This window comes from Methylomagnum ishizawai (assembly GCF_900155475.1).
GTDB classification, from domain to species: Bacteria; Pseudomonadota; Gammaproteobacteria; order Methylococcales; family Methylococcaceae; genus Methylomagnum; species Methylomagnum ishizawai_A.
Map to the genome: position 1 here is coordinate 2,235,399 of NZ_FXAM01000001.1, position 26,294 is coordinate 2,261,692.

At 64.8% G+C, this 26,294-nt stretch carries 19 protein-coding genes; 7 read left to right on the forward strand and 12 right to left on the reverse strand.

The window, feature by feature from the left end:
* Positions 1 to 26: 26 nt before the first annotated feature.
* From B9N93_RS09915 to B9N93_RS09935, 5 genes are all read right to left on the reverse strand, one after another.
* On the reverse strand, positions 27 to 659 hold the full coding sequence (locus B9N93_RS09915) for an HNH endonuclease (protein WP_217807290.1): 633 nt from the start codon (positions 657 to 659) through the stop codon (positions 27 to 29).
* 3 nt (positions 660 to 662) lie between these two features.
* On the reverse strand, positions 663 to 1,625 hold the full coding sequence (locus tag B9N93_RS09920) for a DNA cytosine methyltransferase (RefSeq protein WP_085213199.1): 963 nt from the start codon (positions 1,623 to 1,625) through the stop codon (positions 663 to 665).
* Positions 1,626 to 1,690: 65 nt separating this feature from the next.
* Complete coding sequence (locus B9N93_RS09925; protein ID WP_085213201.1) at positions 1,691 to 3,160, reverse strand: efflux transporter outer membrane subunit; 1,470 nt, start codon at positions 3,158 to 3,160, stop codon at positions 1,691 to 1,693.
* On the reverse strand, positions 3,157 to 6,345 hold the full coding sequence (locus B9N93_RS09930; protein WP_085213203.1) for an efflux RND transporter permease subunit: 3,189 nt from the start codon (positions 6,343 to 6,345) through the stop codon (positions 3,157 to 3,159). The genes B9N93_RS09925 and B9N93_RS09930 overlap by 4 nt, the downstream gene beginning before the upstream one ends.
* A complete protein-coding gene (locus B9N93_RS09935) occupies positions 6,342 to 7,532 on the reverse strand; it encodes an efflux RND transporter periplasmic adaptor subunit (protein ID WP_085213205.1) in 1,191 nt (396 codons plus the stop codon). The genes B9N93_RS09930 and B9N93_RS09935 overlap by 4 nt, the downstream gene beginning before the upstream one ends.
* A 117-nt stretch (positions 7,533 to 7,649) precedes the next feature.
* Between B9N93_RS09935 and B9N93_RS09940 the strand changes: the two genes are divergently transcribed.
* Positions 7,650 to 8,282: a TetR/AcrR family transcriptional regulator gene (locus tag B9N93_RS09940; protein WP_085213207.1), complete on the forward strand. Its 633-nt coding sequence runs from the start codon at positions 7,650 to 7,652 to the stop codon at positions 8,280 to 8,282.
* Positions 8,283 to 8,323: 41 nt separating this feature from the next.
* On the opposite strand, the gene B9N93_RS09945 is transcribed toward B9N93_RS09940, so the two are convergent.
* Together B9N93_RS09945 and B9N93_RS09950 are read right to left on the reverse strand one after the other, a co-directional pair.
* Positions 8,324 to 10,099, reverse strand: a complete 1,776-nt coding sequence (locus B9N93_RS09945; RefSeq protein WP_085213210.1) for a hypothetical protein — start codon at positions 10,097 to 10,099, stop codon at positions 8,324 to 8,326.
* Between the two features lie 249 nt (positions 10,100 to 10,348).
* Positions 10,349 to 12,802 (reverse strand): DNA translocase FtsK, encoded by a 2,454-nt coding sequence (locus tag B9N93_RS09950; protein WP_254899371.1) that lies wholly within the window; start codon positions 12,800 to 12,802, stop codon positions 10,349 to 10,351.
* Between the two features lie 326 nt (positions 12,803 to 13,128).
* On the opposite strand from B9N93_RS09950, the gene trxB reads away from it, so the two are divergent.
* A complete protein-coding gene (gene trxB, locus B9N93_RS09955; protein WP_085213212.1) occupies positions 13,129 to 14,082 on the forward strand; it encodes a thioredoxin-disulfide reductase in 954 nt (317 codons plus the stop codon).
* Between the two features lie 70 nt (positions 14,083 to 14,152).
* On the opposite strand, the gene B9N93_RS26830 is transcribed toward trxB, so the two are convergent.
* Positions 14,153 to 14,248 carry a hypothetical protein gene (locus B9N93_RS26830; RefSeq protein WP_368655811.1) on the reverse strand — a complete coding sequence of 32 codons (96 nt, stop codon included), beginning with the start codon at positions 14,246 to 14,248 and terminating at the stop codon, positions 14,153 to 14,155.
* A 422-nt stretch (positions 14,249 to 14,670) separates the two neighbouring features.
* Between B9N93_RS26830 and B9N93_RS09965 the strand changes: the two genes are divergently transcribed.
* Both B9N93_RS09965 and B9N93_RS09970 read left to right on the forward strand, forming a co-directional pair.
* Positions 14,671 to 16,278, forward strand: a complete 1,608-nt coding sequence (locus tag B9N93_RS09965; protein WP_085213214.1) for a SulP family inorganic anion transporter — start codon at positions 14,671 to 14,673, stop codon at positions 16,276 to 16,278.
* 106 nt (positions 16,279 to 16,384) lie between these two features.
* Positions 16,385 to 17,023: a carbonic anhydrase gene (locus tag B9N93_RS09970; RefSeq protein ID WP_085213216.1), complete on the forward strand. Its 639-nt coding sequence runs from the start codon at positions 16,385 to 16,387 to the stop codon at positions 17,021 to 17,023.
* 239 nt (positions 17,024 to 17,262) lie between these two features.
* Here B9N93_RS09970 and B9N93_RS09975 read toward each other — a convergent pair whose 3' ends face one another.
* From B9N93_RS09975 to B9N93_RS09985, 4 genes are all read right to left on the reverse strand, one after another.
* Positions 17,263 to 17,889: a hypothetical protein gene (locus tag B9N93_RS09975; protein ID WP_085213218.1), complete on the reverse strand. Its 627-nt coding sequence runs from the start codon at positions 17,887 to 17,889 to the stop codon at positions 17,263 to 17,265.
* A gap of 141 nt (positions 17,890 to 18,030) precedes the next feature.
* The gene (locus tag B9N93_RS09980; protein ID WP_085213220.1) at positions 18,031 to 21,132 is read right to left on the reverse strand and encodes a hybrid sensor histidine kinase/response regulator; all 3,102 of its coding nucleotides are present in this window, start codon (positions 21,130 to 21,132) and stop codon (positions 18,031 to 18,033) included.
* A 27-nt stretch (positions 21,133 to 21,159) separates the two neighbouring features.
* Positions 21,160 to 21,294 carry a hypothetical protein gene (locus B9N93_RS26315; RefSeq protein ID WP_254899372.1) on the reverse strand — a complete coding sequence of 45 codons (135 nt, stop codon included), beginning with the start codon at positions 21,292 to 21,294 and terminating at the stop codon, positions 21,160 to 21,162.
* Between the two features lie 108 nt (positions 21,295 to 21,402).
* A complete protein-coding gene (locus B9N93_RS09985; protein ID WP_125468919.1) occupies positions 21,403 to 23,241 on the reverse strand; it encodes a response regulator in 1,839 nt (612 codons plus the stop codon).
* A gap of 713 nt (positions 23,242 to 23,954) precedes the next feature.
* Between B9N93_RS09985 and B9N93_RS09990 the strand changes: the two genes are divergently transcribed.
* The 3 genes from B9N93_RS09990 to B9N93_RS10000 all read left to right on the forward strand — a co-directional run bounded on the left by B9N93_RS09990 (position 23,955) and on the right by B9N93_RS10000 (position 26,280).
* Positions 23,955 to 25,298: an HDOD domain-containing protein gene (locus B9N93_RS09990; RefSeq protein WP_085213224.1), complete on the forward strand. Its 1,344-nt coding sequence runs from the start codon at positions 23,955 to 23,957 to the stop codon at positions 25,296 to 25,298.
* Positions 25,299 to 25,682: 384 nt separating this feature from the next.
* A complete protein-coding gene (locus B9N93_RS09995; RefSeq protein ID WP_085213226.1) occupies positions 25,683 to 25,892 on the forward strand; it encodes a DUF1289 domain-containing protein in 210 nt (69 codons plus the stop codon).
* Positions 25,893 to 26,022: 130 nt separating this feature from the next.
* Positions 26,023 to 26,280 (forward strand): hypothetical protein, encoded by a 258-nt coding sequence (locus B9N93_RS10000; RefSeq protein WP_085213228.1) that lies wholly within the window; start codon positions 26,023 to 26,025, stop codon positions 26,278 to 26,280.
* Positions 26,281 to 26,294 lie beyond the last annotated feature (14 nt).

The window sequence follows — 26,294 nt, forward strand, 5'->3', positions numbered from 1 at the left end:
TCCGGTTCATTGGTGCTGATGACGTTTTAGTCGCGATCCTTAGCTAAGACGGGTTTCGCGGTGTCGGCAAGCGCTTCAACTGCTTGTTTAGGGAATTTTTTGATAAGCCATTTCAATGCTTCAAGTTGATCCAAAGCGGTAGCGCGACGGATTTGGATAAGAAGCTGCTTCAGGTCGGGACGGATCAAAGTGGCATTTTGTGCGCCTTCGTTGCAAACCGAGCAAATGGCGCGGAGATTCCCATGATCATCGCTCCCTCCTTTGCTCTTATCGATGATATGTCCGATATGGAGCCGGGTTTTTCGCGTTGAGTCGAAAGGGTGGGGCTCCCCGGCTACCGCGCCGCACATCTGGCAGGTAAACCCGTTCCGGTCGAGGATATAGGCGCGGGTTTCTTTCGAGATGGCCCGCTCGAAGGCGGGCAGGGGTTTATCGGATTCCAACAAGTATTGGCCGGGTTTGAGGTGGCTCCGGTCGTTATGGGTCAGGATTTGATAACCCTCTTCGTTGCGCAATTCCCTAACCCTTCTGGCCCATTCCGATTGATTATCGGCGACAGTGCGCAACTCCTCAGAATCCATAATCCTGCCGATATTGGCTAGGAAATATGCCCTCAGTTTGGCACGGACTCCCCCTTTTGAATTTTTATCCTCGGCCATGTCTCACGCTCTTTTTTGTAATTTCGATCTTGCTTCCGATTCCAAAGCCGTCCATATCTGAATTCCAACCACCCGCGCCACCGGCGGGGGAAACGCATTCCCGACTTGGCGATAAGCCGCCGTTTTCTTGCCGCTGAAAAGCCAATCGTCCGGGAAACCTTGAATCCGCGCCGCCATGCGCACTGTCAACCGCGGCATCCCCACGAAATCGCGCTGCGGCGCGGAATCCAGGATACCCATCCCGTCCACCCCCAGCGCGGCCCAGGCTTTCTTGGCGCGGGTGGGGCCGAGGTCGGGGCCGCCGTGCTTCTTGCTGCCGCCGACCAGGGTGGGCGCGATATCGCAGGCCCGTTCCCGCCATTCCTGGGCACCGTGCCAGCCGTTCTCGGCCATGAGGTCGTAAAGCGCTTCGCCCACGGTCAGGGGCGGCGTATCGCGGGGCGTGGGCCAATCGAAATACCGCGCCGCGTTCTTTTCCAGCGCCACGCACACCACCCTGGGCCGTAGCTGCGGCACCCCGAAATCGCTGGCGTTCAGCAAGCGCCATTCGGCGTGGTAGCCCAGCTTTTTCAAATCCCGGACCAGCTTCGCCCGGTAGTCGTCGAACACGGCGTCGAGGAGGCCGCGGACGTTTTCCAGCATGACGGCGCGGGGCTGGCTCTCGGCGATGAGGCGCAGGGCTTCGGGGAACAGGTCGCGCTCGTCTTCGCGCCCAAGCTGCTTGCCCGCTTTGGAGAACGGCGGGCAGGGCACCCCGCCGGCCAAAAGTTCGATGCCCCGCCACGCGCTGGCCGAATAATCGCGCAGGTCGCCTTCGACCACCCGCCAGTGGGCGCGGTTGAGTTTGAGGGTTTGGCAAGCCGCGGCATCGATCTCGACCAGGGATTCGTGCCGGAAACCAGCCTGTTCCAGGCCCAAGGCTTGCCCGCCCGCGCCGGCGCATATTTCTAGCGATGAAAAAGCCATGTCGTTGTGGTGCTGTGTTCGGAAGTGCGGGCAACCCTAAGTCGCCCCCGGAAGGGCGTCAAGCCTTACGGACTGAACAGCCGCTCCGCCTCGGGCAAATCCGCCTGGGGTATCCCGAATTCTTCCCAACCCCCGCCCAAAGCCTTGTACAAAGCCACCAGGGTGGTCGCCGTCGCGGTCTGGCTTTGCGCCAGGTCGCGCTGGTCTTCCAGCAGGCGCTTCTCGGTATCCAGCACGGTGAGGAAGTTTTCGACCCCGTCGTCGAAGCGCAGATGCGCCAGCCGGTAGGCTTCCAAGCTTTCCGCCGCCGCCGAGGTCAACAGGACTTGGCGTTCGCGCACCCGGTTGTAGTTCACCAGGGCGTTTTCGGTTTCCTCCAGGGCGCTCAGCACCGTTTGTTCGTACTGGGCCAGGGACGCTTCGGCGCTGGCGTCGGCGGCGCGGATGCGGGCGTAGACCTGTCCCAGGTTGAGCGCGGCCCAGGTGATGCGCGGGCCGAAGGAATAAGCGCCCGAACCGGCGGAACCCAAGCCGGTGAAGGATTGCGCTTCCAGCGCGAAGGTGCCGTTGAAACTGACCCTGGGGAACAAATCGGCGGTGATGACGCCGATGCTGGCGGTGGCCGAGGCCAGTTGGCGCTCGGCGGCGCGGATATCCGGGCGGCGGCGCAAGAGTTCGGCGGGCTTGCCGATTTGCACCAGATCGGGGATCGGCGGGATCGGCTCGGGTTTCAGCAGTTCGTCGGCCAGGGCGGCGGGCAATTGCCCGGTCAACACGCCGATGCGGTGTACGTCCTGATGGATCAGGCTGTCGATGGGCGGGACGGTCGCCAGCGTGGTATTGAGCTGGGCCTTGGCGCGGGCGGTGTCGAGGCTGGTGCCGACGCCGGCGTCCAGCCGTTCCTGGGTCAGTTCCACGGTGTGGGTTTGGTTCTCGGCGTTCTTCTGGGCGACGTAGAGTTGGTTCTGATGGCCGCGCAACTCGAAATAGTTGCGGGCCACTTCCGATACCACGCTGACCAAGAGCGCCCGGCGGTCGGCCTCGGCGGCTTCGATATTGGCTTCCTGGGCTTCGATGTTGCGGCGGATGCGGCCAAAGATATCGACTTCCCAGGCGGCGTCGAAGCCGGTGTTGTACAGCTTCAAATCGCGGGGCACGAAGTTGCGCCGGTTCAATGAATCGAAGCTGCGGTGCTGGTCGGTGTAATTGGCATGGGTGGTGATGTGGGGGAACAGGTCCAGCCCGGCATCCAGGAACAGCGCCCGCGCCTGCCTGAGGTTGGCCTCGGCGGCTTTGAGGTCGCGGTTGTTGAGGACCGCGAGTTCGATCAGCTTGACCAGGCGCGGGTCTTTGAACTGCTTCCACCACGCGCCTTCGATGCCTTGGGTTTGGAACTCGGGCTGTTGGGCGTTGGCGAAGCCGGGACCGGGGTCGGTCTTGGGCTTTTGGTAATCCGGCCCGACCATGCAGCCCGCGAGCTGAACCGCCAGCAGGGTGGGCAGGATGGGTTTGCGGAAGTTGTTGTGTTTCTTCATGGATGTTGTCCTTCCACTGCCGTGGCTTGGGGTTGGGGGGCGCGACGCTCCACCCAGGCCCGGATCGTCACATAGAACACCGGCGTCAACAGCAGTCCGAAAAAGGTCACCCCCAGCATCCCGCTGAATACCGCCGTTCCCAAAATCTGCCGCGCCTCGGCTCCCGCCCCGGTCGAGACCATTAAGGGGAACACCCCCATCACGAAGGCGAACGAGGTCATCAGGATGGGTCGGAGCCGGAGCCGCGCCGCCTCGATGGCGGCGGTCTTGCGGTCCAAGCCTTGATCTTGGCGCTTGCGGGCGAATTCCACGATCAGGATGGCGTTCTTGCTGGCGAGGCCGACCAGGACGATGAACCCGACCTGGGTGAAGATGTTGTTGTCCATCCCCCGCAGCCACACGCCCGCCATCGAACTCAACAGGCACATCGGCACGATCAAGATCACCGCGAACGGCAGCGACCAGCTTTCATACTGCGCCGCCAGGGCCAGGAACACGAAGATCACGCTCAGCGGGAACACGATAATGGCGGTGTTCCCGGCCAGGATTTGCTGGAGGCTGAGTTCGGTCCATTCGTAGCCCACGCCGGCGGGTAGGTCGGCTTTCAGGATATTTTCCATCACCGCGATGGCTTGGCCCGAACTTAAGGAAGGCAGGGTCATGCCGTTGATTTCCGCCGCCGGGAACAGGTTGTAATGGTTGATGCGGTCGGGGCCGCTGGATTCCTCGGTCTTGACCAGGGTGCCGAGCGGGACCATCTCGCCCGCGAGGTTGCGGGTTTTGAGTTGGGCGATATCCTCCGGGGTCACGCGGTGCTGGGCGTCGGCCTGGGCCACCACCTGATAGCTGCGCCCGAACCGGCTGAAATCGTTGATATACAGCGACCCCAGATAAATCTGCAAAGTCTCGAACACCTCGGCCAGGGGCAGGCCCATGGATTTGGCCTTGGTGCGATCCACATCCAAGTGCATTTGCGGCACGTTGGCGCGGAAGGTGGTGAACACGCGGGCCATGCCCGGCTGCTGGTTGGCCTTGGCGATGATGTCGTTGGCGGCTTTTTCCAACTCGGTGGGGCCGAGGTTGGCGCGGTCCTGCAATTGCAGCTTGAAGCCGCCCACCGAACTCATGCCCCGGATCGGCGGCGGCGCGAACACGGCGACATAGGCGTCGCGGATGCCGAACATGCGCTGCTGGATTTGGCCCATGATGGCATCGGCGGATTGCTCGGGGTGGAGGGCACGCTCCTCGAACGGCCCCAGCCGGGCGAACAAGGTCGCGGCGTTGGATTGCGCCCCGAAGGTCAGGATCGAGAAGCCGGCGTAGGCGTTGACATGGGCCACGCCGGGAATCTGGGTGATGATTTCGCTGGCTTCCTTCACCACGGCGTCGGAGCGCTCGAACGAGGCGGCGTCCGGCAGTTGCGCGTAGATGATGAGATAGCCCTGGTCGGTCTGGGGGATGAAGCCGGTCGGCACCTTGTCGAAGGCCAGGAAATTCAAGCCGTTCAGCCCGGCGTAGAGGATCAACATCACCGCGCCGAACCGGATCAAGCGCCGGACCAAGCGGGCATAGCCTTCGCTGAACGCCCCGAACACGGCGTTGAATCCCCGGAAGAACCAGCCGAACAGGAAATCCAGCAGCCGGGTCAGCGGGTCTTGCTTATGACTGTGGTCGTGGGCACGGTCCAGCATCAGGGCGCACAGGGCCGGGCTAAGGGTCAGCGAGTTGAAGGCGGAAATCAGGGTCGAGACCGAGATGGTCAGGGCGAATTGCTTATAGAACGCCCCGGTCACGCCGGTGATGAAGGCCGTGGGCACGAACACCGCCACCAGCACCAAGGCCGTGGCGATGATGGGGCCGACCACTTCGTCCATGGCGCGGCGGGTGGCGTCGCGGGCGTGGAGTCCCAGCGCGATGTTGCGCTCGACGTTCTCCACCACCACGATGGCGTCGTCCACCACGATGCCGATGGCCAGCACCAGTCCGAACAGCGACAGCGTGTTGAGCGACAGCCCCAGGGCCGCCATGATCCCGAACGTCCCGATCAAGGACACCGGCACCGCCAGCAGGGGGATGATGGTCGCCCGCCAGTTTTGCAGGAACACCAAGACCACCAGCACCACCAGGGCGATGGCCTCGAACAAGGTCATCACCACTTTTTCGATGGATTGCTGCACGAACACCACGGTGTCGTAGACCAGCACGTAATCCACGCCTTCCGGGAAGCGTTGCTTGAGCGCCTCCATGGTTTGGACCACGGCCTCCTTGGTCTCGATGGCATTGGTGCCGGGCATCTGGAAGATGGCGAGGCCGACGGTTTCCTGGCCGTCGAGGCGCAATTGCGAGGCGTAATCCTTGGCCCCGAGTTCGATGCGGGCCACGTCCTTGAGCCGGGTGATTTGGCCGTCCGCGCCGTTCTTGACGATGATCTCGCCGAATTGATGCTCGTCGGACAAGCGGCCTTGGGTGGTGAGGGTGAATTGGAATTCCTGGCCCCTGGGTACCGGCGGTTGCCCCAATACGCCCGCCGCGACCTGGATGTTCTGTTCGCGGACGGCGTTCACCACATCGCTGGCGGTGAGGTTGCGGGCGGCGATCTTCTCGGGGTCCAGCCACACCCGCATGCTGTATTCGCGGCCCCCGAACAGGAACACATCGCCCACGCCGGGCAAACGGGCCAGGGCGTCGCGCACTTGCAACAGGGCGTAGTTGCTGAGGTAGACCGAGTCGTAGCGCTGGTTGGGGGAAACCAGGTTCACCACCAGGCTCAGGTCCGGGCTGCGCTTGCGGACGCTGATGCCTTGGCGGCGGACCTCTTCCGGCAGGCGCGGCTCGGCCAGGGTGACGCGGTTCTGCACCAGCACCTGGGCCTTGTCCAGGTTGGTGCCCTGCTTGAAGGTGACGGTGAGCTGCATCACGCCGTCGTTGGTGGACTGCGAGGACATGTACAGCATGTCCTCGACGCCGTTGACCTCCTGCTCGATGGGCGTCGCCACAGTTTCCGCCAGCACCTCGGCGTTGGCACCTGGATAGGTGGCCTTGATCTGCACGCTGGGCGGGGCGATTTCCGGGTATTGGGCGATGGGCATGCCGATCAACGACAGCCCACCGACCAGCACGATGAGGATGGACAGGACCGAGGCGAAGATCGGCCTATCGATGAAGAAATGGGTGAGTCGTGTCATGGTTGGGCCGTCGTGTTATGCCGTTCGAGCGCCGATTCCGACAGGAGGGTGGTTTCCGGCTTGATCTTGGCACCGGGACGGAGCTTCTGGATGCCCTCGATCACGACTTGATCTTCCGGGGTCAAGCCCGCGGCGATGTCCCTGAGGCTGCCGAACAAGGCGCCGGGCGTGATCTTGCGGTATTCGACGCCACCGTCGGGCTTGGCGATCCAGACGAATTTCTGGCCCTGGTCGGTGCCGATGGCGCGGTCGGGCAGCAGCAGGGCGTCATGGGGCGTGCCGCCCGGAATCCTGACCCTGGCGAAGAAGCCGGGACTGAGGATTTCGTCCGGGTTGTGGAACACGCCGCGGATGCGCAAGGTGCCGGTATTGGCGTCGAGCCGCGGCTCCAGGTAGTCGATGACGCCGTGGTGGGGGAAGCCGGTTTCGTCCATCAGGGCCAATTCGACCGGGATGCCGGTGCCTGTGCCTTTGCTGGCCTGGGCCAGGCGGCGGTATTTCAAGACCGCCCGTTCGTCGGCGTCGAGGTAGACATAGACGGGGTCGATGGACACGATCCGGGCTAGTGGCGTCTCGTCGGCCTTGACCATGTTGCCCACGGTCAGGAGTTCGCGGCTGATCCGGCCCGAGATCGGCGAGCGTACCTCGGTGAATTCCAGATTGAGCCGGGCGGTTTGCAAGGCGGCTTCCAAGGAGCGCACCGCCGCCGTGGATTCGCGCACGGCCTTGGTCCTGGCGTCGTATTCCTCCTCGGAAATCGCCTTCGACTGGTGCAGCCGTTCGGCGCGGCCCAGGTCGTTGCGGGCGAGGTCGAGGCGGGTGCGGGTTTGTTCCAAAGCGCCCTCGGCCCGGTCCAGTTCGGCGCGGTAGGGCCGGGGGTCGATCACGAACAACAGGTCGCCCTTGCGCACCACATCGCCATCCTTGACATTGACCTTGTCCAGATAGCCATAGACCCGCGCCTTCACCTCGACCGCCTCGGCGGCTTCGATGCGCCCGGTGTATTCGTCCCATTCCGCCACGGGCTTGTGCAGGGGCAGGGCGGTTTTGACCGGGACCGGCGGCATTTGCGGGGGGCCGGGCGCCGCCGCGGGCGTTGGGGGTTGGCCGCAGCCCGACAGCAGGAGCAGCGGCAGCAGGGCCGCGAACCAGCGCGGCGTTGAGGAGTGGGAGGCAGCGATATTCATAGGCTGGACCGGGGGGGGTTGGGGGAGCGTCTGACGCGCCTGGAAAAGGTAATCTTCCTTTTCATTATTTTCGTTAAAATAAACGGCGGAGTCCACTACAAACACGAGTCAATTTTTATGATGTGCCTAGGCCGTCCCAAGAAGGGCGAGGAAGCCAGACGCCGCGAGCAACTGCTGGAACACGCCGTGCGCTTGTTCGCCGAACATGGCTATAGCAACCTGAGCCTTGAAACCATCGCCCGCGAGGCGCGGGTGTCCTTGCGGACCATCTACCGCCAGTTCGGTGGCAAGGCCGAGTTGTTCGGCGCGGTCATCCGCCATTTCAGTGATTTGTTCGTCGCGACCCTGCCGCTGGACCCGGCCCAAGCCAAGCCCATCGAGGACATCCTGGTCGATTTCGCCAGGGAATATCTGTTCCGGCTAACCCGGCCCGAGATGATCCGGCTGTGTACCCAGATGCAGGGAGAAACCCGTCAATTTCCCTGCCTCGCCGCCGAGTTCTACAGCCAAGGGCCGGAACGCACCCTGCGGCGGCTAGCGCAGTTTTTCGCGGTGCATCAAAAAACGGGGCGGATCGCCGCCCTCGATCCCGATTTCCTGGCGGGGCAGTTCATAGGTTGTTTGCGTGGGGAGTGGTTCCACCGGCTGCAATACGGCTTGGCGGCGACGCCCGGCGAGGCCGAGATCGAGACCCGGTCGCGGCAAGCGGTGGATTTGTTCTTGCGGGGTTGCCTGACGGCGGCGGGGTAGGATGGGGGCCGGACCCCGTGGGGTCCGGCCTGTCTGCGGGGTCAGTTGGTGCCGGACAGACTGTTTGTCTGCTTGGCGGGGGTGGTGGCCGGTTTCGGGTAGACCAGGGTTTGCGGGGCGCTGTTGGTCTGGGTGAAGTTCTTGGCGTCGCTCACGCAGGACCAGCCGCCGATTTCCACCTTGACCTGGGTGTTGATGCTCGGTTTGGTCATGTTCAGCTTGTTGCCGGTCAGTTTGACCGTGCCCTTGTTGCCACCACAGCCCTTCACGTTGAACGCGAACGAATCCTTGCCCGACTTGGCGCTATCGACGAGTTGGCCTTTGACCAAGCTGCCGGTGGCGTTGGCCGTGCCCGTGTTGTTGTTCACGTAGGCGGTCAGGGTGTAGTCGCCGCTGCCGAACAGGGCGGTATCGCTGCCGGGCGGTCCCGAGACCAGGATGTAATAGTCTGCCGTGGCCGGGGTGTTGATGGTGAACTGGAAGCCGTCGGTCGAGGCGCATTGGCCCGCCGTCACCGTGTAAGCCTGTTGCAGGAAACCTTGGGTGTTGAAATACGACAGGGTGTAGACCTCGCCCGTGTCTTGGCAGCGGAAGGTGATCGGCACCGTGTTGTTGGGGTTGGTGCCGGTGTCGTTGTGGTAGACGTAGTAATCGAGGTCGGTGATCGAGGACAACTGGGCGGTCACCGGCACGGTGTTGGACAGGGGATAGGCGTTGACCGGGGTGTCGTTGGGCTCCAACTCGCCGGGCAGGCGCACGGTGGGACCGGATACGCCGCTATTGCTGGCGATGGCCAGCACGGTGTAGTCGGCCTGGGTGAAGCTGTCCGGTTCGCCGGAGGGCGGCGAGGTGACCACGAAATAATACCGGGCGGAAACCGGCGCATCGATGGTGAATAGGTAGCCACCCGCCGCCGAGCATTGGCTGGAGGGGATTTCGTAGCTGGTTTGCTCCACACCCTTCTCGTCATAGGAAGAAAGGATGTAGTAGGTATCGGACTGGCTCTTGCAGCTGAAATAAAACGGAATCTTGCCGGTTTTGTTCTTGGTGCTGTCGTTGTCGATATAGAACCAATCCTGGTCGTACATGGAGGCGAGTTGCGCGGTGGCGGTGGTGCCCGAAACCAGGGGCACCGCTTCCACGATGCCGTCGTTGGGTTCCTGCTGTCCGGCGATGCGGGAGGTATAGAGCCTCAGGGCATAGTCGGCGGTCGGGGTGACGATCTGGTCGTAGAAGGTTTTGCGGGTTTTTTGTTCGGTGCCGATGGTGATCTGGTCTTCCAATATCACGTTGGCGGCGATCATCCTGCCCCAGACCCGCACGTAATAACGGCCTGGGCGCTGGGTGTTCATTTGGAAGCGCATCGGACCTTTGGTATCCGCCGTGCCGCGTTTGCAATCGCTGGGGGGAACTACGTAGCTGCTTTGTTTCTCGACCCCGCCCGCCGTGGTGGGGTCGGCGTCGTAAAAGTATTCGATCCGCCAGGTGAGGTCTTTTTCGGGATCGATGGTGAGCGATATCATGCTTTCCACATAATAGCCCAGTGTCTTGTCGCAGCCGAAATAGACCGGCGTCACCGGGCGGCTGGAATCGGGGACATCCACGTAGAACCAGTCGTAGTCGCGGGGGCTTTGCAATTGGCCGACGATTTCATCGGTCAAGGAAAACGGCGTCGCGAGGCTGGGGTCCAGATTGGCCGAGCCATCGAAATCGAAATTCCCGTTCAGATCGGTTTCGAGGACGTACCTGACCAGTGGGTCGGAAGGCTGGTAGATGGCGGAACCCGAGATTTTGGAATTGGGTTCTTGTTCACTCACCGAGGCCTGGGACTGTGTTCCCAAAAAGACCAGTGTTGACGCCAAGATAGATTGATAACGCATTGGATGTCCCCAAGCAGGAAGTGATTGGAATCGGACCCACCCGATGAGGCACCGTGCGTCCCGGTCTGGCCTGGTCGGGTCGGGCGAATGGCTATTAAGTGTAGCCGTTCGGGATCGATCCGGGACGGTGCGCCGATGACCGGGGGTTCCGGGATGTTCAACGGAGGGCCGGGGTTGGGTGCGGGTTCAGTCCGGCGGCGGGGGCGGGGCCAGCACTTCGCGGCTACCATTGGTCTCGGCGGGGCCGACGATGCCGACCCGCTCCATGTCCTCGATCATGCGGGCGGCCCGGTTATAGCCCACCTTGAGCTTGCGCTGCACGCTGGAGATGGACGCCTTGCGCGATTCGGTGACGAAGCGTACCGCCTCGTCGTAGAGCGGGTCGGTTTCCTCGCCACCTTCGCCGCCGCCCGCGCCGCCCTTGAAGCTCCCGGCCTCCGCCTCTTCCGAGAACTTGGTGATCTCGTGGATATAGTTGGCGGGGCCGGTGCGTTTGAGGAATTCCACCACATTGTGGACCTCCTGGTCTGAGACAAAAGCCCCATGTGCCCGCATCGGCAAACCGGTACCGGGTGGCAGGTAGAGCATGTCGCCGTTGCCGAGCAGGGATTCCGCGCCGCCTTGGTCGAGGATGGTGCGGGAATCGATCTTGGAGGAGACCTGGAAGCCGATGCGGGTGGGGATGTTGGCCTTGATGAGGCCGGTGATGACATCCACCGACGGCCTCTGGGTCGCCAGGATCAAATGCAGCCCGGCGGCGCGGGCCTTCTGGGCCAGGCGGGCGATGAGTTCTTCCACCTTCTTGCCCACGATCATCATCATGTCGGCCAATTCGTCGATGACGATGACGATATAGGGCAGGGGTTCCAGCGCGGGCGGTTCCTCGCCGTCCAGGGCGTCGGCGGCGGACCACAGGGGATCGGCGATGTATTCACCATCCGCCGCCACTTCGGCCAATTTCTGGTTGAAGCCGGCCAGATTCCTGACGCCCAACAGCGACATCAGCTTGTAGCGGCGTTCCATTTCGGCCACGCACCAGCGCAGGGCGTTGGCGGCTTCCTTCATATCGGTGACGACGGGCGTCAGCAGATGCGGGATGCCCTCGTAGATCGACAATTCCAGCATCTTGGGATCGATCATGATGAGGCGCACTTCCTCGGGCCGGGCCTTGAACAACATGCTGAGGATCATCACATTGACCGCCACCGACTTGCCCGAGCCGGTGGTGCCCGCCACCAGGAGATGCGGCATCCGCGCCAGGTTGGCGACCACCGGCTGGCCGCTGATGTCCTTGCCCAGCACCAGGGTCAGGGGCGAAGGGCTGTGCTGGTAGGCGTCGGAGGCCAGCACCGAGTGCAATAGCACCATCTCGCGCTCTTCGTTGGGGATTTCCAGGCCGATCACCGATTTGCCGGGGATGATCTCCACCACGCGCACGCTGGTCACGGACAGGGCGCGGGCCAAGTCCTTGGCCAGCCCGCTGATCCGGCTGACCTTGACCCCCGGTGCGGGCTGGATTTCAAAGCGGGTGATGACCGGGCCGGGCAGTACGTCCGTCACCTGCACCTCGACATTGAAATCATCGAGGATGCTTTCCACCTGCCGCGACATGTCCTCCAAGGCGGCTTCGGAATAGCCCTTGATCTTGGGCGTGGTGTCGCTGAGCAATTCCAGCGGGGGCAGGGTGCCGGGCTTGACCGGCGGCAGGTCCAGGGCGGGTTTGGACAGGGGGGCGCGGGGTTTCGGCGGCTGTGGCGGCGCGGCTTGGGTGGGTGTGGGCGCGGTGGGATTGTGAACTGCGGGAGGTGCTTCCACCAGAGCTTTGGGACGGGCGACGGGCACGGCGGCTTCGGCGGGCGGTTCCGGGGTTTCGGCACCGGGGGGTTCGGCCACCCGCTTGGGTTGGGGCTTGGCCTTGGTGGGCGCGGGTTCCAGGGGCGGCGCGGTGCCGGGTTCGGACTCGGCTTCGACTTCCGGCCCAGCGGCGGGCGCGGGCTTGAACGGTTGGAACAGCGACAACACGGCGTCGATGGCGATCAAGGCGGCGCGGCCCACGAGGTCGATCAAGCCCAGCGACGAACCCAGCCAGGACAGCCCGGTGAACAGCGAAATCCCGGCCACGAATACGGTCAGGAGCAAGATGCTCGACCCCGCCCGGCCAAACGAACCCGCGAGCAACTCGGCGGTTTCCCCGCCCAGGATGCCGCCGCTGGTGCCGGGCAAGGCCAAGGGCGGATGGATGACGTGGAGGTCGGTGAGTCCCGCCGCCGCCGCGATGGCCGCGCCGAAGCCGGTCCAGCGCAGGGCGCTGTCGATGGGATTGGCCGGGGCGGCGAGACGGCCCTGGAAGATGATGTAGCCATAGCCCGCCAGCAGGAACGGGAACAGGAAGGCGGTGACGCCGAACAGGGTTAGGAAGAAATCGGCCACCCAGGCGCCGACCGCGCCGCCGGCGTTGGCGATGGTCTTGCCGGTGCCGATATGGCTCCAACCGGGATCGTCGGCGTTGAAGGTGATGAGCGCGACCAGCAGGAACAAGGAGACCGCCAGATAGACCAGGAACACCGATTCGCGCAAGCCCCGCACCAGGACCGCGCCCAGGTCTTGGCCGTCGAGCAGCTTTTTATGGAAATCAGCCAAAATGCCCACCAAATCAAAGGAATAAACGATGCGGGCGCTATTGTTCGGGATTGGGGGGGAGAGTTCAAGAGCGCCCGTTCACGGTCGCGCCATCGGACAGGGCCGGGCAAACTGGAGCGCGAATTTTGAGTTTGCATGGGCCGACCCGGCACGCAAGCCAAAGTCCGCGCTCCGGGGGTGGCCAATCACGCCAAGCGCCACCCTGAAATAGCCTGCTTCCACAAGGTTTCCGGCAACGCCCCCAAGACGCGGACCGGAACCTTTACGCTCAAATCCCACACCGTCATACTTGGTTTTTTGTGCCACTCCCAACACCGAGGAATTCGATGACTGAACAGAGACATTGCCGCTTGCTGATTTTGGGCTCGGGACCGGCGGGCTATACCGCCGCCGTCTATGCGGCGCGGGCCAATCTGAAGCCGGTGCTGGTGACCGGCCTGCAAATGGGCGGGCAACTCACCACCACCACCGAAGTGGACAACTGGCCGGGCGACGCCGAGGGCGTGCAGGGACCGGAACTGATGGAGCGCATGAAGCGCCATGCCGAGCGCTTCGAGGCCGAGATCATCTTCGACCATATCCATACCACCGATTTATCGGCCCGCCCGTTCAAGCTGATGGGCGATTCCGCCACCTACACTTGCGATGCCTTGATTATCGCCACCGGGGCTTCGGCCCGTTATCTGGGGCTGGATTCCGAGGAAGCCTACAAGGGCCGGGGCGTGTCGGCCTGCGCCACTTGCGACGGTTTTTTCTACCGCAACAAGCCGGTGGCCGTGATCGGCGGTGGCAATACGGCGGTGGAAGAAGCGCTTTACCTCGCCAACATCGCCTCCCATGTGACCGTGGTGCATCGCCGCGACAAGTTCCGTTCCGAGAAAATCCTGGCCGACAAGTTGCTCGAACGCGAGCGCGAGGGCAAGGTCAGCATCGCCTGGAACCATGTGATGGGCGAGGTTTTGGGCGACGACGCGGGCGTGACCGGGCTCCGCATCAAGCATGTGCGGGAAGGCAGCACCCAGGATATCAAGCTGGACGGCGTGTTCGTCGCCATCGGCCATAGCCCGAACACTGAAATCTTCGCCGGGCAGTTGGAAATGCGGGATGGCTATATCGTGGTCAAGAGCGGCCTGGGCGGGAACGCCACGGCGACCAGCGTGCCGGGCGTGTTCGCGGCGGGCGATGTGGCGGATTCGGTCTACCGGCAGGCGGTGACTTCGGCGGGGTCGGGCTGTATGGCGGCCTTGGATGCGGAGAAGTATCTGGACGGGCTGGAGTAAGCGGGTTTGGGACCGGCGTGTGGACGTGCCGTGCGCCGGTTCAATCCTGTTTGTCGGTGGTTAAGGTGGATCATGTGGCCCAAGGAAGCGCTCGCCATTGAAATGGAGGGGCATCCGCTACCCATACCTTGGTTTCCCAAGCGATTTCAGCGAGATATCGAGCCATGATTTCCCGATGAGGGAAACTTGGCCGTCTCGATCCCCGCGTACCTCCGCCGGTCCTTCTCCGACAGCCTCTCGAACAGCCGCCGCATCTTCGTCTCGATGGCTTCGTCGTAACCCATCATCCCCACTCGTCCCTCAATCCGCCAAGGCCTTCATTATCCACCGGCCCGCTTGTTCCGGCGGGAAGCCGGGAAGTTATTTCTGGCCAGATCCTAAATCCACCGCCTAGTGGAACCCCATCCCTCGTTACGGTTCAAATAACCCGTTGCGGTTTAAAAAAGCCAATGGTACGGTTTATTTAAACCTAAGCTGTTGCGTCGCCCTCTACAGTCTGGTTTAATAGTTTCGCATCGAAACTATTGGACGGCGACCCGCAACGCCCGGACCCATCCCCGGCATCGTATCCTCCAGGAGGACAACCCCATGATCCGTAGACAGTTTTCCTATTATTGGCGATATCTTGGCCGGGATATTCCGGCCGGGATCGTGGTGTTCCTGGTCGCGCTGCCCCTGTGCCTGGGGATCGCGCTGGCCTCGGGTGCGCCCTTGTTATCGGGCGTCGTGGCCGGCGTGGTCGGGGGCTTGATCGTGACCTGGGCCAGCGGTTCGCAACTGAGCGTGTCGGGACCGGCGGCGGGGCTGACGGTGATCGTGGCCCAGGGCATCGACCACCTGGGCGGCTTTCCCGCCTTCCTGGTGGCGGTGGTGCTGGCGGGGTTGTTGCAATTGGCGCTGGGCTTCCTGCGGGCCGGGATGATCGGGGCTTATTTCCCGTCCTCGGTCATCAAGGGGATGCTATCCGCCATCGGCTTGATCCTCATCATGAAGCAATTGCCCCATGCCGTGGGTTACGGCGCGGACCTGTCGGGCGAGGAGACCTACATCCCCCAGACGCCCGGCGGCACCCTCGATGAAATCTTCCTCGCCTTCGACGCCATTTCCCCCGGCGCGGCCCTGGTCAGCCTGGGGGCGCTCGTCATCATGGTGCTGTGGGAAACCCGCTGGTTCAAGCCGCTGGCCTGGATACCCGGCCCGCTGGTCGCGGTGGCCTTCGGGGTGGCGTTCAACCTGTTGAGCCAGGGCACGGCTTTCGCCATCGCCGAGGTCCACCGGGTGGCCTTGCCGGATTTGCAGGGCTTGGGCGATTTCGCCGGGCATTTGGTGTTCCCGGATTTCGCCCAGCTCGCCAACCCGGCGGTGTACACCATGGCGGCCACCATCGCCGTCATCGCCAGCCTCGAAACCCTGTTGAGCCTGGAAGCCGTGGACAAGCTCGATCCCTTGCGCCGGATCGCCCCCACCAACCGCGAATTGAAGGCGCAGGGTTTGGGCAACCTCGCCAGCGGCCTGTTGGGCGGTTTGCCGATGACCGCCGTGATCGTGCGGAGCTCGGCCAATGTCAACGCGGGTGGCCGGACCAAGCTGTCCTGCTTCGTCCATGGCCTGTTGCTGTTGTTCAGCGTGGGGTTCCTGTCGCGCTACCTGAATTATGTGCCCCTGGCGGCCCTGGCGGCGATCCTGTTGCTGACCGGCTATAAGCTGGCCAAGCCCGGCTTGGTGGTGGAGATGTACCGCAAGGGCACCGACCAATTCGTGCCCTACGCCGTCACCGTGGCGGCGATCCTGACCACCGATCTGCTCAAGGGCATCATGGTTGGCATCGCCTGCGGGTTGTTCTATGTGATCCGGGCCAATTTCCAGGCGGCGGTGAGCCTGACCCGCAACGGCGACCATTATTTGCTGCGCCTGCGCAAGGATGTGTCCTTCCTCAACAAGGCGCTGGTGCGGGAAGCCCTGGGCCGGGTCGAGGCCGGGGGCGATGTGCTGATCGACGGCACCCACGCCGATTTCATCGACCACGACGTGTTGGAAACCCTGCGCGATTTCCTCAAGGCCGCGCCGGACGATGGCATCACGGTGGAATTACGGAACGTCCGGGGCTTGCGGGTCGGGGACGCGCCGGAGTCCAAGCCGGTGGTTCCGTTCCGGCGGCGCGCCGGGCACGCCGCCGCCCTTCCGCTACCACATTGACGATTCCGGGACCGGCGCGGGGGTGTGTCCTGGCCGCTTACCCCCTCGCGGCGGGATGTGGGTTCCCGCGCCGGTTCCGCCTTTTACAGCCATCCGGGGAGATACTATGCAACCCTTCGAAAGACTCTTGTTGGAAAACCGCGCCTGGGCCGGGGAAAAAAGCGCCAAGGAGCCGCATTATTTCGAGCATCTGGCGGGCGGGCAGCGGCCCGAGTTCCTGTGGATCGGCTGCGCCGACAGCCGGGTGCCCGCCGAGATCATCGTCAACGCCCAGCCGGGCGAGATGTTCGTCCACCGTAATATCGCCAATCAGGTCATCACCACCGATTTCAGCAGCCTGGGCGTGTTGCAATACGCCGTGGACGTGCTGGAGGTCGGGCATATCATCGTCTGCGGCCACTACAACTGCGGCGGCATCCGGGCGGCTTTGAAGCGGCAGAACCCGGCCCTGCCCATCCTCAACAAATGGCTGAAGCACATCAAGGATGTCTACCGCCTGCACCAGGCCGAACTCGAAGCCCTGCCCGGCGAGGAAGAACGCGCCCACCGGCTGGTGGAGTTGAATGTCGTCGAGCAGGTGTACAACCTCGCCCATACCTCGCTGGTGCAGCAGGCCTGGAAGCGCAAGCGCCGTCCCGCCCTGCATGGTTGGGTCTACGGCCTGGACGATGGGATCATCGCGCCGCTCATCAGCTTGCCGCCGGGCAGTTTGGTGAATCCGATCTACCAATACGCCGAGGCTTAGGCGGGAGGTGGGCGATGGGAATAACGACGATATTGGCCGCAGGCGGGCTGGTGGTGGCGTTCATCGTCCTGGTGTTGATCCATTCCGCCGAGGTGGATCGCCGGGGGCCAAGGCGATGAACCCCGGACTGGTGGAGGTGGGCGGTTTATCCTCGGCCTGGGACCTTTTCGGTTTGGGTGTCCGGGCCGCCGGGGTGGGCACGGAATACGCGCCCACCCTGCGGAAAATATGAAAATGCCCTAGCCGGCCAGGGCGGGCATCGCTTCCTGCGCCGCCACCTGGGCGTCGCGGCGGGATTTGTAGAAGGCGATGGCCGCTTCCCCGACCAGCTTGGACACGGCGCTGGCGCTGATTCCCGAGGCCGGGATCGCCGCCACCGGGGCCCATTCCAGGGCGTTGACCAGCAAGGGCATCGCGGCGGACGCGCCCGAGGCCGCCACCACCGCCATCATTTCCCCGACCCGCGCCTGGTCGTCGATGTCCTGGCCGTAGAGCAGGGCGACCTCCAGGATCAGATACAGGTTCATGCGGGCCATCATCGACGCGCCGCCCACGAAGCCGGCCAGTTTCAGGATGTTCCCCGCGCCGGGGAACAACTGCGGCAGGTGCAGGAGGGCGCCGCCCACCAGGGACAGCGAGCATTGGGCCAAGATCAGGCGGCGGGCCAGTTGTTCGGTGCTTTCGTCCGGGTAGAGGGATTGCACGCGCTGCACCACGCGGCGGATCTCGCCCTTCCTGAGCCTGAGGAAGAAATAGAAGAACTGGTCGGTCGCCACGCTCTGCGGCTTTTTTTTGAGGGCGACGGCGCGGCGGCGGGCGGGTTTCTCGGTCGCGGACGGGTCTTGCTTGAGGGGGATGCGCGGCATGGTGGAAGGTCTCCTGGTCTCGGTTCATGGATGGCGAATGTTAGCACCAAGCCCAGGCCGTGAGTCACCGTCGCTTCCCCGCGTCCTGGTGTAGCGCGGTCTCGGGCAGGGGACCCCGTGGTTTTGAATCCGGGGTGGCGGTCAGCGCGCCAGCAAGGCACGCAGGGCTTCCAGGGCGGGTTGATAGTCGTAGTTGCCGACCAGCCGTTCGATTTCCTCGATGCCGGGACCGTAGATCGCGCGTAATGCGGGGCCGGCTTCCCGCAGCGCCGTCCCGGCCTGGATATCGTCGTCGGCGAGCAGAGCTTCCAGGCGTTGGGCGGCGGCCAGGGCTTGCGTGGGATCGATGGGCCGGGCCACTTCGGCCAGGTTGGGCAAGGCGCGGACCTGGACCGCGAGTTGGGCCAGTTCCCGCTCGCACTCGGCGATGCGCCTCCCGGGTTGGCCGGGGTCCGAGGGTGCGAGGATGTCCTGGTTGATCTCGCTGACGAGGTGGTGCAACCGGGTCGCGCCCAGCGTGCCCGCCGCGCCCTTGAGGTTATGGGCCAGCCGTTCCGCCCCGGCGCGGTCGCCCGCGTCCAGCCGCTCGCGCAGGAGCGCCATGTCCGCCACGTGGTGGTCCAGGAACATCCGCAAGAGTTGCAGGTAGCGCTCCGGCTTGCCGCCGGTCCTCCGGCATCCGGTCTCGACATCGAGACCGGCGATCTGGAATGGGAACGGCGGGCGGCGCTCCGGTCCGGGGACGGTGGGCGGGGCGGGCCGCCTCAGCCATTTCTCCAGGGTGGCGAACAACAGGTCCGGGTCCACCGGCTTGGCGACATAATCGTTCATCCCGGCTTCCAGGCAGCGCTGGCGGTCCTCGCTGAAGGCGTTGGCGGTCATGGCGAGGATCGGCACTTGCTGGCGACCCGGCAGGGCGCGGATGGCGCGGGTGGCCTCCAGGCCGTCCATCACCGGCATCTGCACGTCCATGAAGATCAAGGCGTAGTCCTGGCGTCCCGCTTTGTCCAGCGCCTCGGCCCCGTTTTCCGCCACATCGACCACGAGCCCGGCTTCCCGCAGCAGTTCCAAGGCCACATCGCGGTTGATGGGGTTGTCCTCGCAGAGCAGCACCCGCAGTCCCTTGGGCAGGCAACTGGGGGCGGTGGCGTGGGGCGGGGCGGGGAGGTGGGGTTCGCCGCCCAGGATGCGCATCAGGCTGTTATGCAGGGCCGAGGGCGTGACCGGCTTGTCCAGCACCACGTCGAATCCGGCCTCGCCCGCCAGTTCCTTGAGTCCCGGCTCGTCGTAGGCGGTGACCAGCAGCCGGGCCGGTGGGCGCGACAGGGCCAGGCCGCGCAGGCAGCGGGCGGTTTCGATGCCGTCCAGCCCCGGCATCCGCCAATCCAGGACCACCAGGTCGAAGGGTTCCCCGGCCCGGTCGGCCCGTTGCAACAGGTCCAGCGCCAGCGCGCCGTTGCCGGTGGTTTCGGCGCGGAAGCCCAGCGCCGCCAGCAATTCGGCCAGCACCAGCCGGGCTTCCGGCAGGTCGTCGGCCACCAGCACGCTCAGTCCCGCCGAATAGGGCCGGGGCGTGGCCGGGGCCGGGGGGGCGGCTTTTTCCAGCCGCGCCGTGAGCCAGAAGGTGCTGCCCCGGCCGGGTTCGCTGGCGACGCCGACGCTCCCGCCCATCATTTCCGCCAGCCGCCGGGTGATGGCGAGTCCCAGCCCGGTGCCGCCGTGGCGGCGGGTGGTGCCGGCATCGGCCTGCTCGAAGGCCTGGAACAGGCGTCCGGCGATCTCGGGGGCGATGCCGATGCCGGTGTCGCGCACCTCGCAGTGGATCAGGGCGTCCTGGACGGTTTCCTCCAGCAGGCGGGCGTGCAGGACGATGGTGCCTTGGTCGGTGAATTTCACCGCGTTGCCGGCGTAGTTGAGCAGGGCCTGGGTCAACCGGGTGGGGTCGCCCCGGAAGCCCCGGCACAGCTTGGGGTCGATATCGACCACCAGGTTCAGCCCTTTGGCGCGGGCGTTCTCCAGGACCAGGGCGGCGACCCGGCCCAGGATCGGTTCGAATTCGAAATCGGTGGCGTCCAGGCTGAACTTCCCGGCCTCGATCTTGGAGAAATCCAGGATGGCGTTGATGACCGCGAGCAGGTGGCGGGCCGATTCGGAAATCTTGCGTAGCTTGTCGCGCTGGTCCGGTCCCTGGACGCTGTTCTGGAGCAGGTGGGTGAGTCCGACGATGGCGTTCATCGGGGTGCGCAGTTCGTGGCTCATATTGGCCAGGAAGGCGCTCTTGGACTGGCTGGCCTGTTCGGCGGCCTGCTTGGCGTGCAGAAGGGCTTCCTCGGCGGCGTGGCGCTCGCTGATATCGGTCACGAAGGCGATGAAACCGCCCAGCCCCGGTGCGGTTTCCCGGTAGTACAGCTTGACCTCGACCGGGATCGGATGGCCGTCCTTGTGGAGGTTGACCGACTCGAAATGGCCGTAGCCGCGCTCCTGGATGGGCCGGGTCCGTTCCGGGAAGCCTTCCCCGGCGAAGCTGGGATCGATATCCGGCACCTTCATTCCCAGCAGTTCCCCACGGCTATAGCCCAGCATGGCGCAGGCCGCGTCGTTGACGTAGAGGAGGCGGCCCTCGGCGTCGGCCCAGCGGATGGCGATGCCGATCCGGTCCATGGCGAACTGGGTTTCGCTCAGGCGTTGGTTGCTGGCTTCGAGCGCCGCCGTGCGCTCGCGCACCTGGGTTTCGAGTCCCAGTTTGAGCGCGTGCAGTTCGCGGAGGAGGTGGTGGGTGCGGAGGGCGGCGTGGACCGCGAGGAACACCCGGTCGGTGGCCAGCTCCGACTTGAGCCGGTAGCCGTGGATGCTGTAGTCGCGCACGGTCTGGCGTCCGGGGACGTAGTCGGTCTGGCCGGAGAGCAGCACGACCTGTAGGGTTTGGTTGCCGAGGCCTTGGCGGATGTGGCGCAGGAGGTCCAGTCCGGCCGGTTCGGTGTCCTGCGCGATATCGAGCAGGAGCAGGGCGGTGTCGGGGTGTTGGACGAGGAGGGTGGGTGCCGCCGCCGCGGAGTCGGCGTCCAGCAGTTCGAGCCGCCGTCCCTCGACCCGCTCCCCGCCCAGCGTCCGGCGCAGCGCGGCGTGGATGTCCGGGTCGGCGTCCACCAAAAGGATTTTCCACGTCGGCTCCGGCGACTCCAAGGCGGGGCGCGGGGGCGGCCCGGGCGTGAACCATGGGGGGAAGTCGTCCGGTTCCGTCATAGGGAATCTCCTTTGGCAAGCACTGGTTCAGGCCAGGTCCGATCCGCCGGTGCGGGCTGCACCGCCGGGGAGGCGCTGGGCCGGTGCGGGCCGGACCCATGCCCTGGCTTGAGCCTGTGGCGAGGCATGGTCGAAGCTGGCGGAGTGGGTTTCTTGTGTCATCGTGCCCGCGCCTTATCATGGTAATCGATAATCGGCTGATCGTGACGGTATGAGCGTTTTTAGCGGTATTTTGGGCGGTTGGCCCTGGGGGTTGGGTCCGGGCCGTGTTCAGGCGGCGGGCGGGGTGTCTTTGTGGCCGCGTTCCAGCCATTTGAGCAGGGTGGCGAACAACATGCCGGGGTCCACCGGCTTGGCGATGAAGTCGTCCATGCCGGCCGCGAAGCAGGCATTACGGTCTTCTTGGAAGGCGTTGGCGGTCAGGGCCACGATGGGGACGTCCTGGAAACCGGGCTGCCGGCGGATGTGGCGGGTGGTTTCCAGGCCGTCCATTTCCGGCATCTGCATGTCCATCAGGATCAGGGCGTAGCCGCCTTGCGCCAGCAGCCGTAGCGCTTCCCTGCCATTCGCGGCCAGGTCGGCGGAGAGTCCGGTTTCCTCCAACAGCATCAGGGCCACTTCCTGGCTGATGATATCGTCCTCGACCAACAGGATGCGGGTGCCCCGGTGGTCGCGCCGGAGCCGGGCTTCCGGGGGATCGGCCGCCTGGGGCGGGGCGGGGTGGCCCTTGCGGAGCCGCGCCGTGAACCAGAACAGGTTGCCGCCGTCCGGGGTGTTCCCGGACCCGGCCCCGCCGCCCATCGGCTCCGCCAACCGCCGGACGATGGCGAGCCGCCGCTCGGGGGAGGTGGCGGCGCCGCTGTCGGCGACCTCGAAGCGGATCAGGCAATCCCCGGCGGTTTCCCCGGCCATCCGGGCCGACAGCGTGACGTGGCCGCGTTCGGTGGACTCGATGGCGTTGTCCAGATAGTGCGTTAACGCTTGGCCGAGCCGGGGGGCGTCGCCTTCGAGTTGGCGCGGCACCTGGGCCAGGTTGACCCGCAGCGAAAGCCCCTTGGCCTGGGCGCGGGTGCCGAGTCCGTCCAGGGTGGCGCGGATCAGTTCGCTGAGGTTGAACGGGGTTGCCACCGGTGCCGATCCCTCCGCTTCGACGGCGGTGGGGCCGAGCCAATCCCCGGCCAGGCGCAGCGCATGCCGGGCCAGGGCTTCGATCCGGTCGAGCGGCTCGGTTTGGCGTTCGGCCACGCCTTCCCGCCGCAGCCGTTCGACCCAGTCCAGCAGGCTGTTGAGCGGGGTTTGGATGTCCTGGCCGGCCTGGGCGAGGAGGGCGCTCTTGGCCTGGCTATCGGCTTCCGCCGCTGCCCGCGCCCGCGCCAGCCGGTCCAGGACTTGGCGGCGGCGCAGGATGGCCTGGAGTTCATCCCCGAGCCGGCGCAGGCGGGTTTGGTCGGCCTCGTCGTAGTCGTCAGCCTTGTGGCCCACCCGCAGCAACAGCCGGGTTTGGCCGTCCTCGATGACCGGCGCTTCCAGTTGATGCGGGGGCGTGAGGGGGTTCCAGGCCGGGTCGGCGCTGGAGTCCTGGGGATATAGCGCGATGGTTTCGTGGTCGCTCCCACCCAGGCGGGCATAGCCGACCGCGCTGCCGGTGGCGCGGGCCGCGATGGCGAGGCCCAGTTCCAGGATGTCCCGCTCCGGCAAATCCTCGGCCCGGCGGTCCAGGTCGCGCAGGTCTTGCAGCCAGGGTTCGTCCGCCGCTGCCGGGGTTGGCTGGGCCGCGCGGCCCGGATCGGCCAGGGCGTGGCGCTCGATGGCGCGCTCGATGGCGCTGCTCAGCCAGGTGGGGTCCGCCGCGTCCCACGCGTCCCCATAGTCCTCGACGGCGATCCTGACCAGCGGGTAGGGCGGCGTTTCCGTGCCGTCCGCCGCCGTGGCGGGGCCGAGCAAGACGCAATCGGGCGGGGTTCCGCGGCTGAGGGCCAGTCCCCCGGTCCAGGTCTCGGCTTCGGCGATGTGGTAGGGGTGCGGGCCCTGCAGCAGACGGCGGCCCAACTCGGCGCGGCGGTCCGGGTCGGCGTCGATGATCAGGATCGACCGGGGAGCGGCGCTCATGGTTGGGTCTCGTGTCGGCGGTATGGCATGGTTGTTCGTCCGGGGGCGCGATTTTGCGCGGTATAGGGCTTGGAAGATACCAGATGGCCCCAGCGTAAAAAATAGCAGGGCCACCGGTCTTCCGGTGGCGAACGTGTGGTTTATCGGTCGATCCGGTTTGTCGTGATCCGATATGGGGTGTCCGGGGGATGGGCGCATGCTGGGCGATTCTTGTCTCTTTAAAGGAGGTGGATGCCCAACAGTCGGCATGGCTCCCGCTAGAACCGATCTGTGAGGACGTGACATGGCTGTATCGGTTTGCTGGGCGTGGGTGGGAGGTATCGCTTGGTTTCCGCTACCTATGCAGCGGGTAGGTCTGGCGGGGCCGTGCCGATGACTTGCCGCTGGGATGGGGCGCGGGCGCGGAAATGCCAGTTGGATACCGTCTTGTCTCTGTTCGATAGCTCGATGGCGTCCCGCGCTCTAAAGAGTGTTCGGTTGCCAGGACACGGGCGGGCGTCCAGCGATGCTGTGGGCTTGGCCCGTTGCCAGGCCCGGCTTGGGCTGCGAGGCCGAGGGCTGGACTATGCTTGCGGAGTGGGATGCCCCGTGGGGGAGTCGGCGGCAGTGGGCCGGGGAAGCGGTGGCCTGGATGGATCGGATTATAAATTTTGCCAAATTGGTTTAATATTATTTAAAAAAGCAAAACTTTAATTCACCATCGAGGAAACACGATGCGTTTGATCTCACGCATAAAAAGCCGGTGGTCGGAATCCCTGTTGAGTTGGTCGGAAAGCGTCGGGTTGGGAGCGGAAGAATCGGCCAGGACGGGAAAGCCGGGGTCCGAGTCCATGCCCATCACCCTGCCCATGCTCAGGCGGTTGTTCCCGATCCGCCATCTCGCCGAGGATGAACTGGCCGCCTTCCAGGCCGGGCGCGAAGCCGAGTTTTACGAGTCCGGTCGGGTTTTGTGCCGGATCGGCGACCCCGACCGGGCGTTGTGGTACCTGTTGGAGGGCCGGGTGCGCGTCACCCCCAAGACCGGGTCGGCCTACGAACTGGGGACGGATGATGTGAAGGCCAACTTCCCGCTGTGCGCCAACCGCGAGGAAGGCGTCACGGCGACCGCCCTGACGCCGGTGTGGATGCTGAGGGTTTCCCCGTCCCTCATGGCCCACAGCGCCCTGCGCAAGCCCAGGGAATGGGGTGGCGATCCCAAGCTGCCCGCCGGGTTGCGCGGCAATCCGCTGCTCCGGGCGTTGCGCGATATCTATCCGCGCCGGCATTTGAGCCTCCCGGTCCAGCCCCAGGTGCTGGCCTGCCTGCAAGCCGCCGTGGGCCGCCAGGCCGAAGCCCCGGAAATCGCCGCCATCGCCCTGACCGATCCCGCCATCGCCACCAAGCTGGTCGCCATCGCCAATAGTCCCTTGTTCTTTGCCGCCGATGGCGCTTTCTTGAATGGGCAAGCCGCGGTCGAACGCCTGGGGCCGAAGGCCATCCGTGTGCTATTGGCCGCCTTGTACCGCCCGGAGCCGGAAGGCGGGGCCGATCCGTTGCTGGTCCGCCTGCGCCAGCGCTGGTGGCGCGATAGCCTCTACCGCTCGGCCCTGTGCTGGGAGTTGGCGGCCCAATGTCCCGGCACCGACCCGGACCGGGCGGGTCTGGCGGGTTTGCTCTCCGCCGTTGGCGGCGGTGTCTGCCTGGACCTGGTGGCCCAGGTTTCCCGCGAATTATGGCAGGAAGACGATATCACCCTGGTGTCGCACTGGGTCGGCGGGACGCTCGGGGCGTTCTTGCTGGAACGCTGGAACTTCCCCAAGGAATGGACCGTCCTGCCGCTGCGGGCCAGCGAATGGACCCGGCCTCAAAGGGACGGAACCCTGGCCCCGACCGATCTGGTGGCACTGGCCCATTGGCTGGCCGCCAGCGAATCCGGCGCGGATTGGGAGTTGCCCAGCATCGACGCCTTGCCAGCCTATGCCAAGTTCAGGGCGGTGGCGTCCGGCAAAAGCCTGTCCGCCGTGCAGGGCCAGGCCCGGCGGCGGGCCGAGGCCGCGCTCGGGATGTTGGGGTTATAGGTGTTCTTGCGTATGGTCCGCGCCCGCCGAGGCTAGGAATATATCGCCGCAAGGGCAAGGAAGCGCAAAGGATGCGTCGAAGGGCAAGGGGATAGCCAATGGAAGCCGAGGCCGACCGGGGAAACCAGGTCGGCCTTTTTGTTGGCACGTTGCGGAACTGCGCGTCCCGGTCGGGATGGGCTCCCAGCGATGTAACCCATCATCCCCGCTCATCCCTCAATCGGCCAAGGCCTCCATTATCCACCAGCCCACTTGTTCCGGGGGGAAAACGGGAAGCTATTTCCGGCCAGATTCTTATCGACGGCAAAACGGACCCGATCCCACCCCCAAAATCGGCGCTATCATACGAACCGCTTTCAATTGGCCCGAGGAGGGCGGTTTTTCTTGAACCCGAACCGCGCCATAGAATCCCCCTGCGTCCGCAACTGCTGCCTAGACCAACACAATATCTGCCTGGGTTGCTTCCGCGCCCTCGAAGAAATCATGCGCTGGTCCCAGGCCGATGACACGGAACGCGCCGCCATACTCGCCAATACCCGGCGCAGGCGGGCGCTTAGCCTCGCCAGCAAGGACAACCGGCCCGGCCTGGACTAGCGGTTTTTATCGCCGCTTTTTGTGAACCGGGCGGCAAAAACGCAAAAAATTGGAGGACGGAGCCGATGGCGGATGGCGGTACGCGCTAAACTGGGAGTAGGGCATACCCAGCACGCCCTTGGAGGAAGATATGAGCGCTTATCCGGTCGGCGGCTCCGGCTCCCAAGCCCTACAGCAAGCCTATAAGCACATGAACGACGCGGCTTCCCGGATCGCCCGCGATTCCACTACCGCCGCCCATCCCAAAACCGAAGCCGCCAGCAGCGGCAACAGCGCCACCCAATCCTTGGTCGAGATGAAGGAGTCCTCGGCGCAAACCCAGGCGGGCGTCAAAGCCGTCAAGGCCCAGGACGGCATGGTCGGCACCTTGTTCGACGACTACGCTTGATCCTTGCGGGCGGC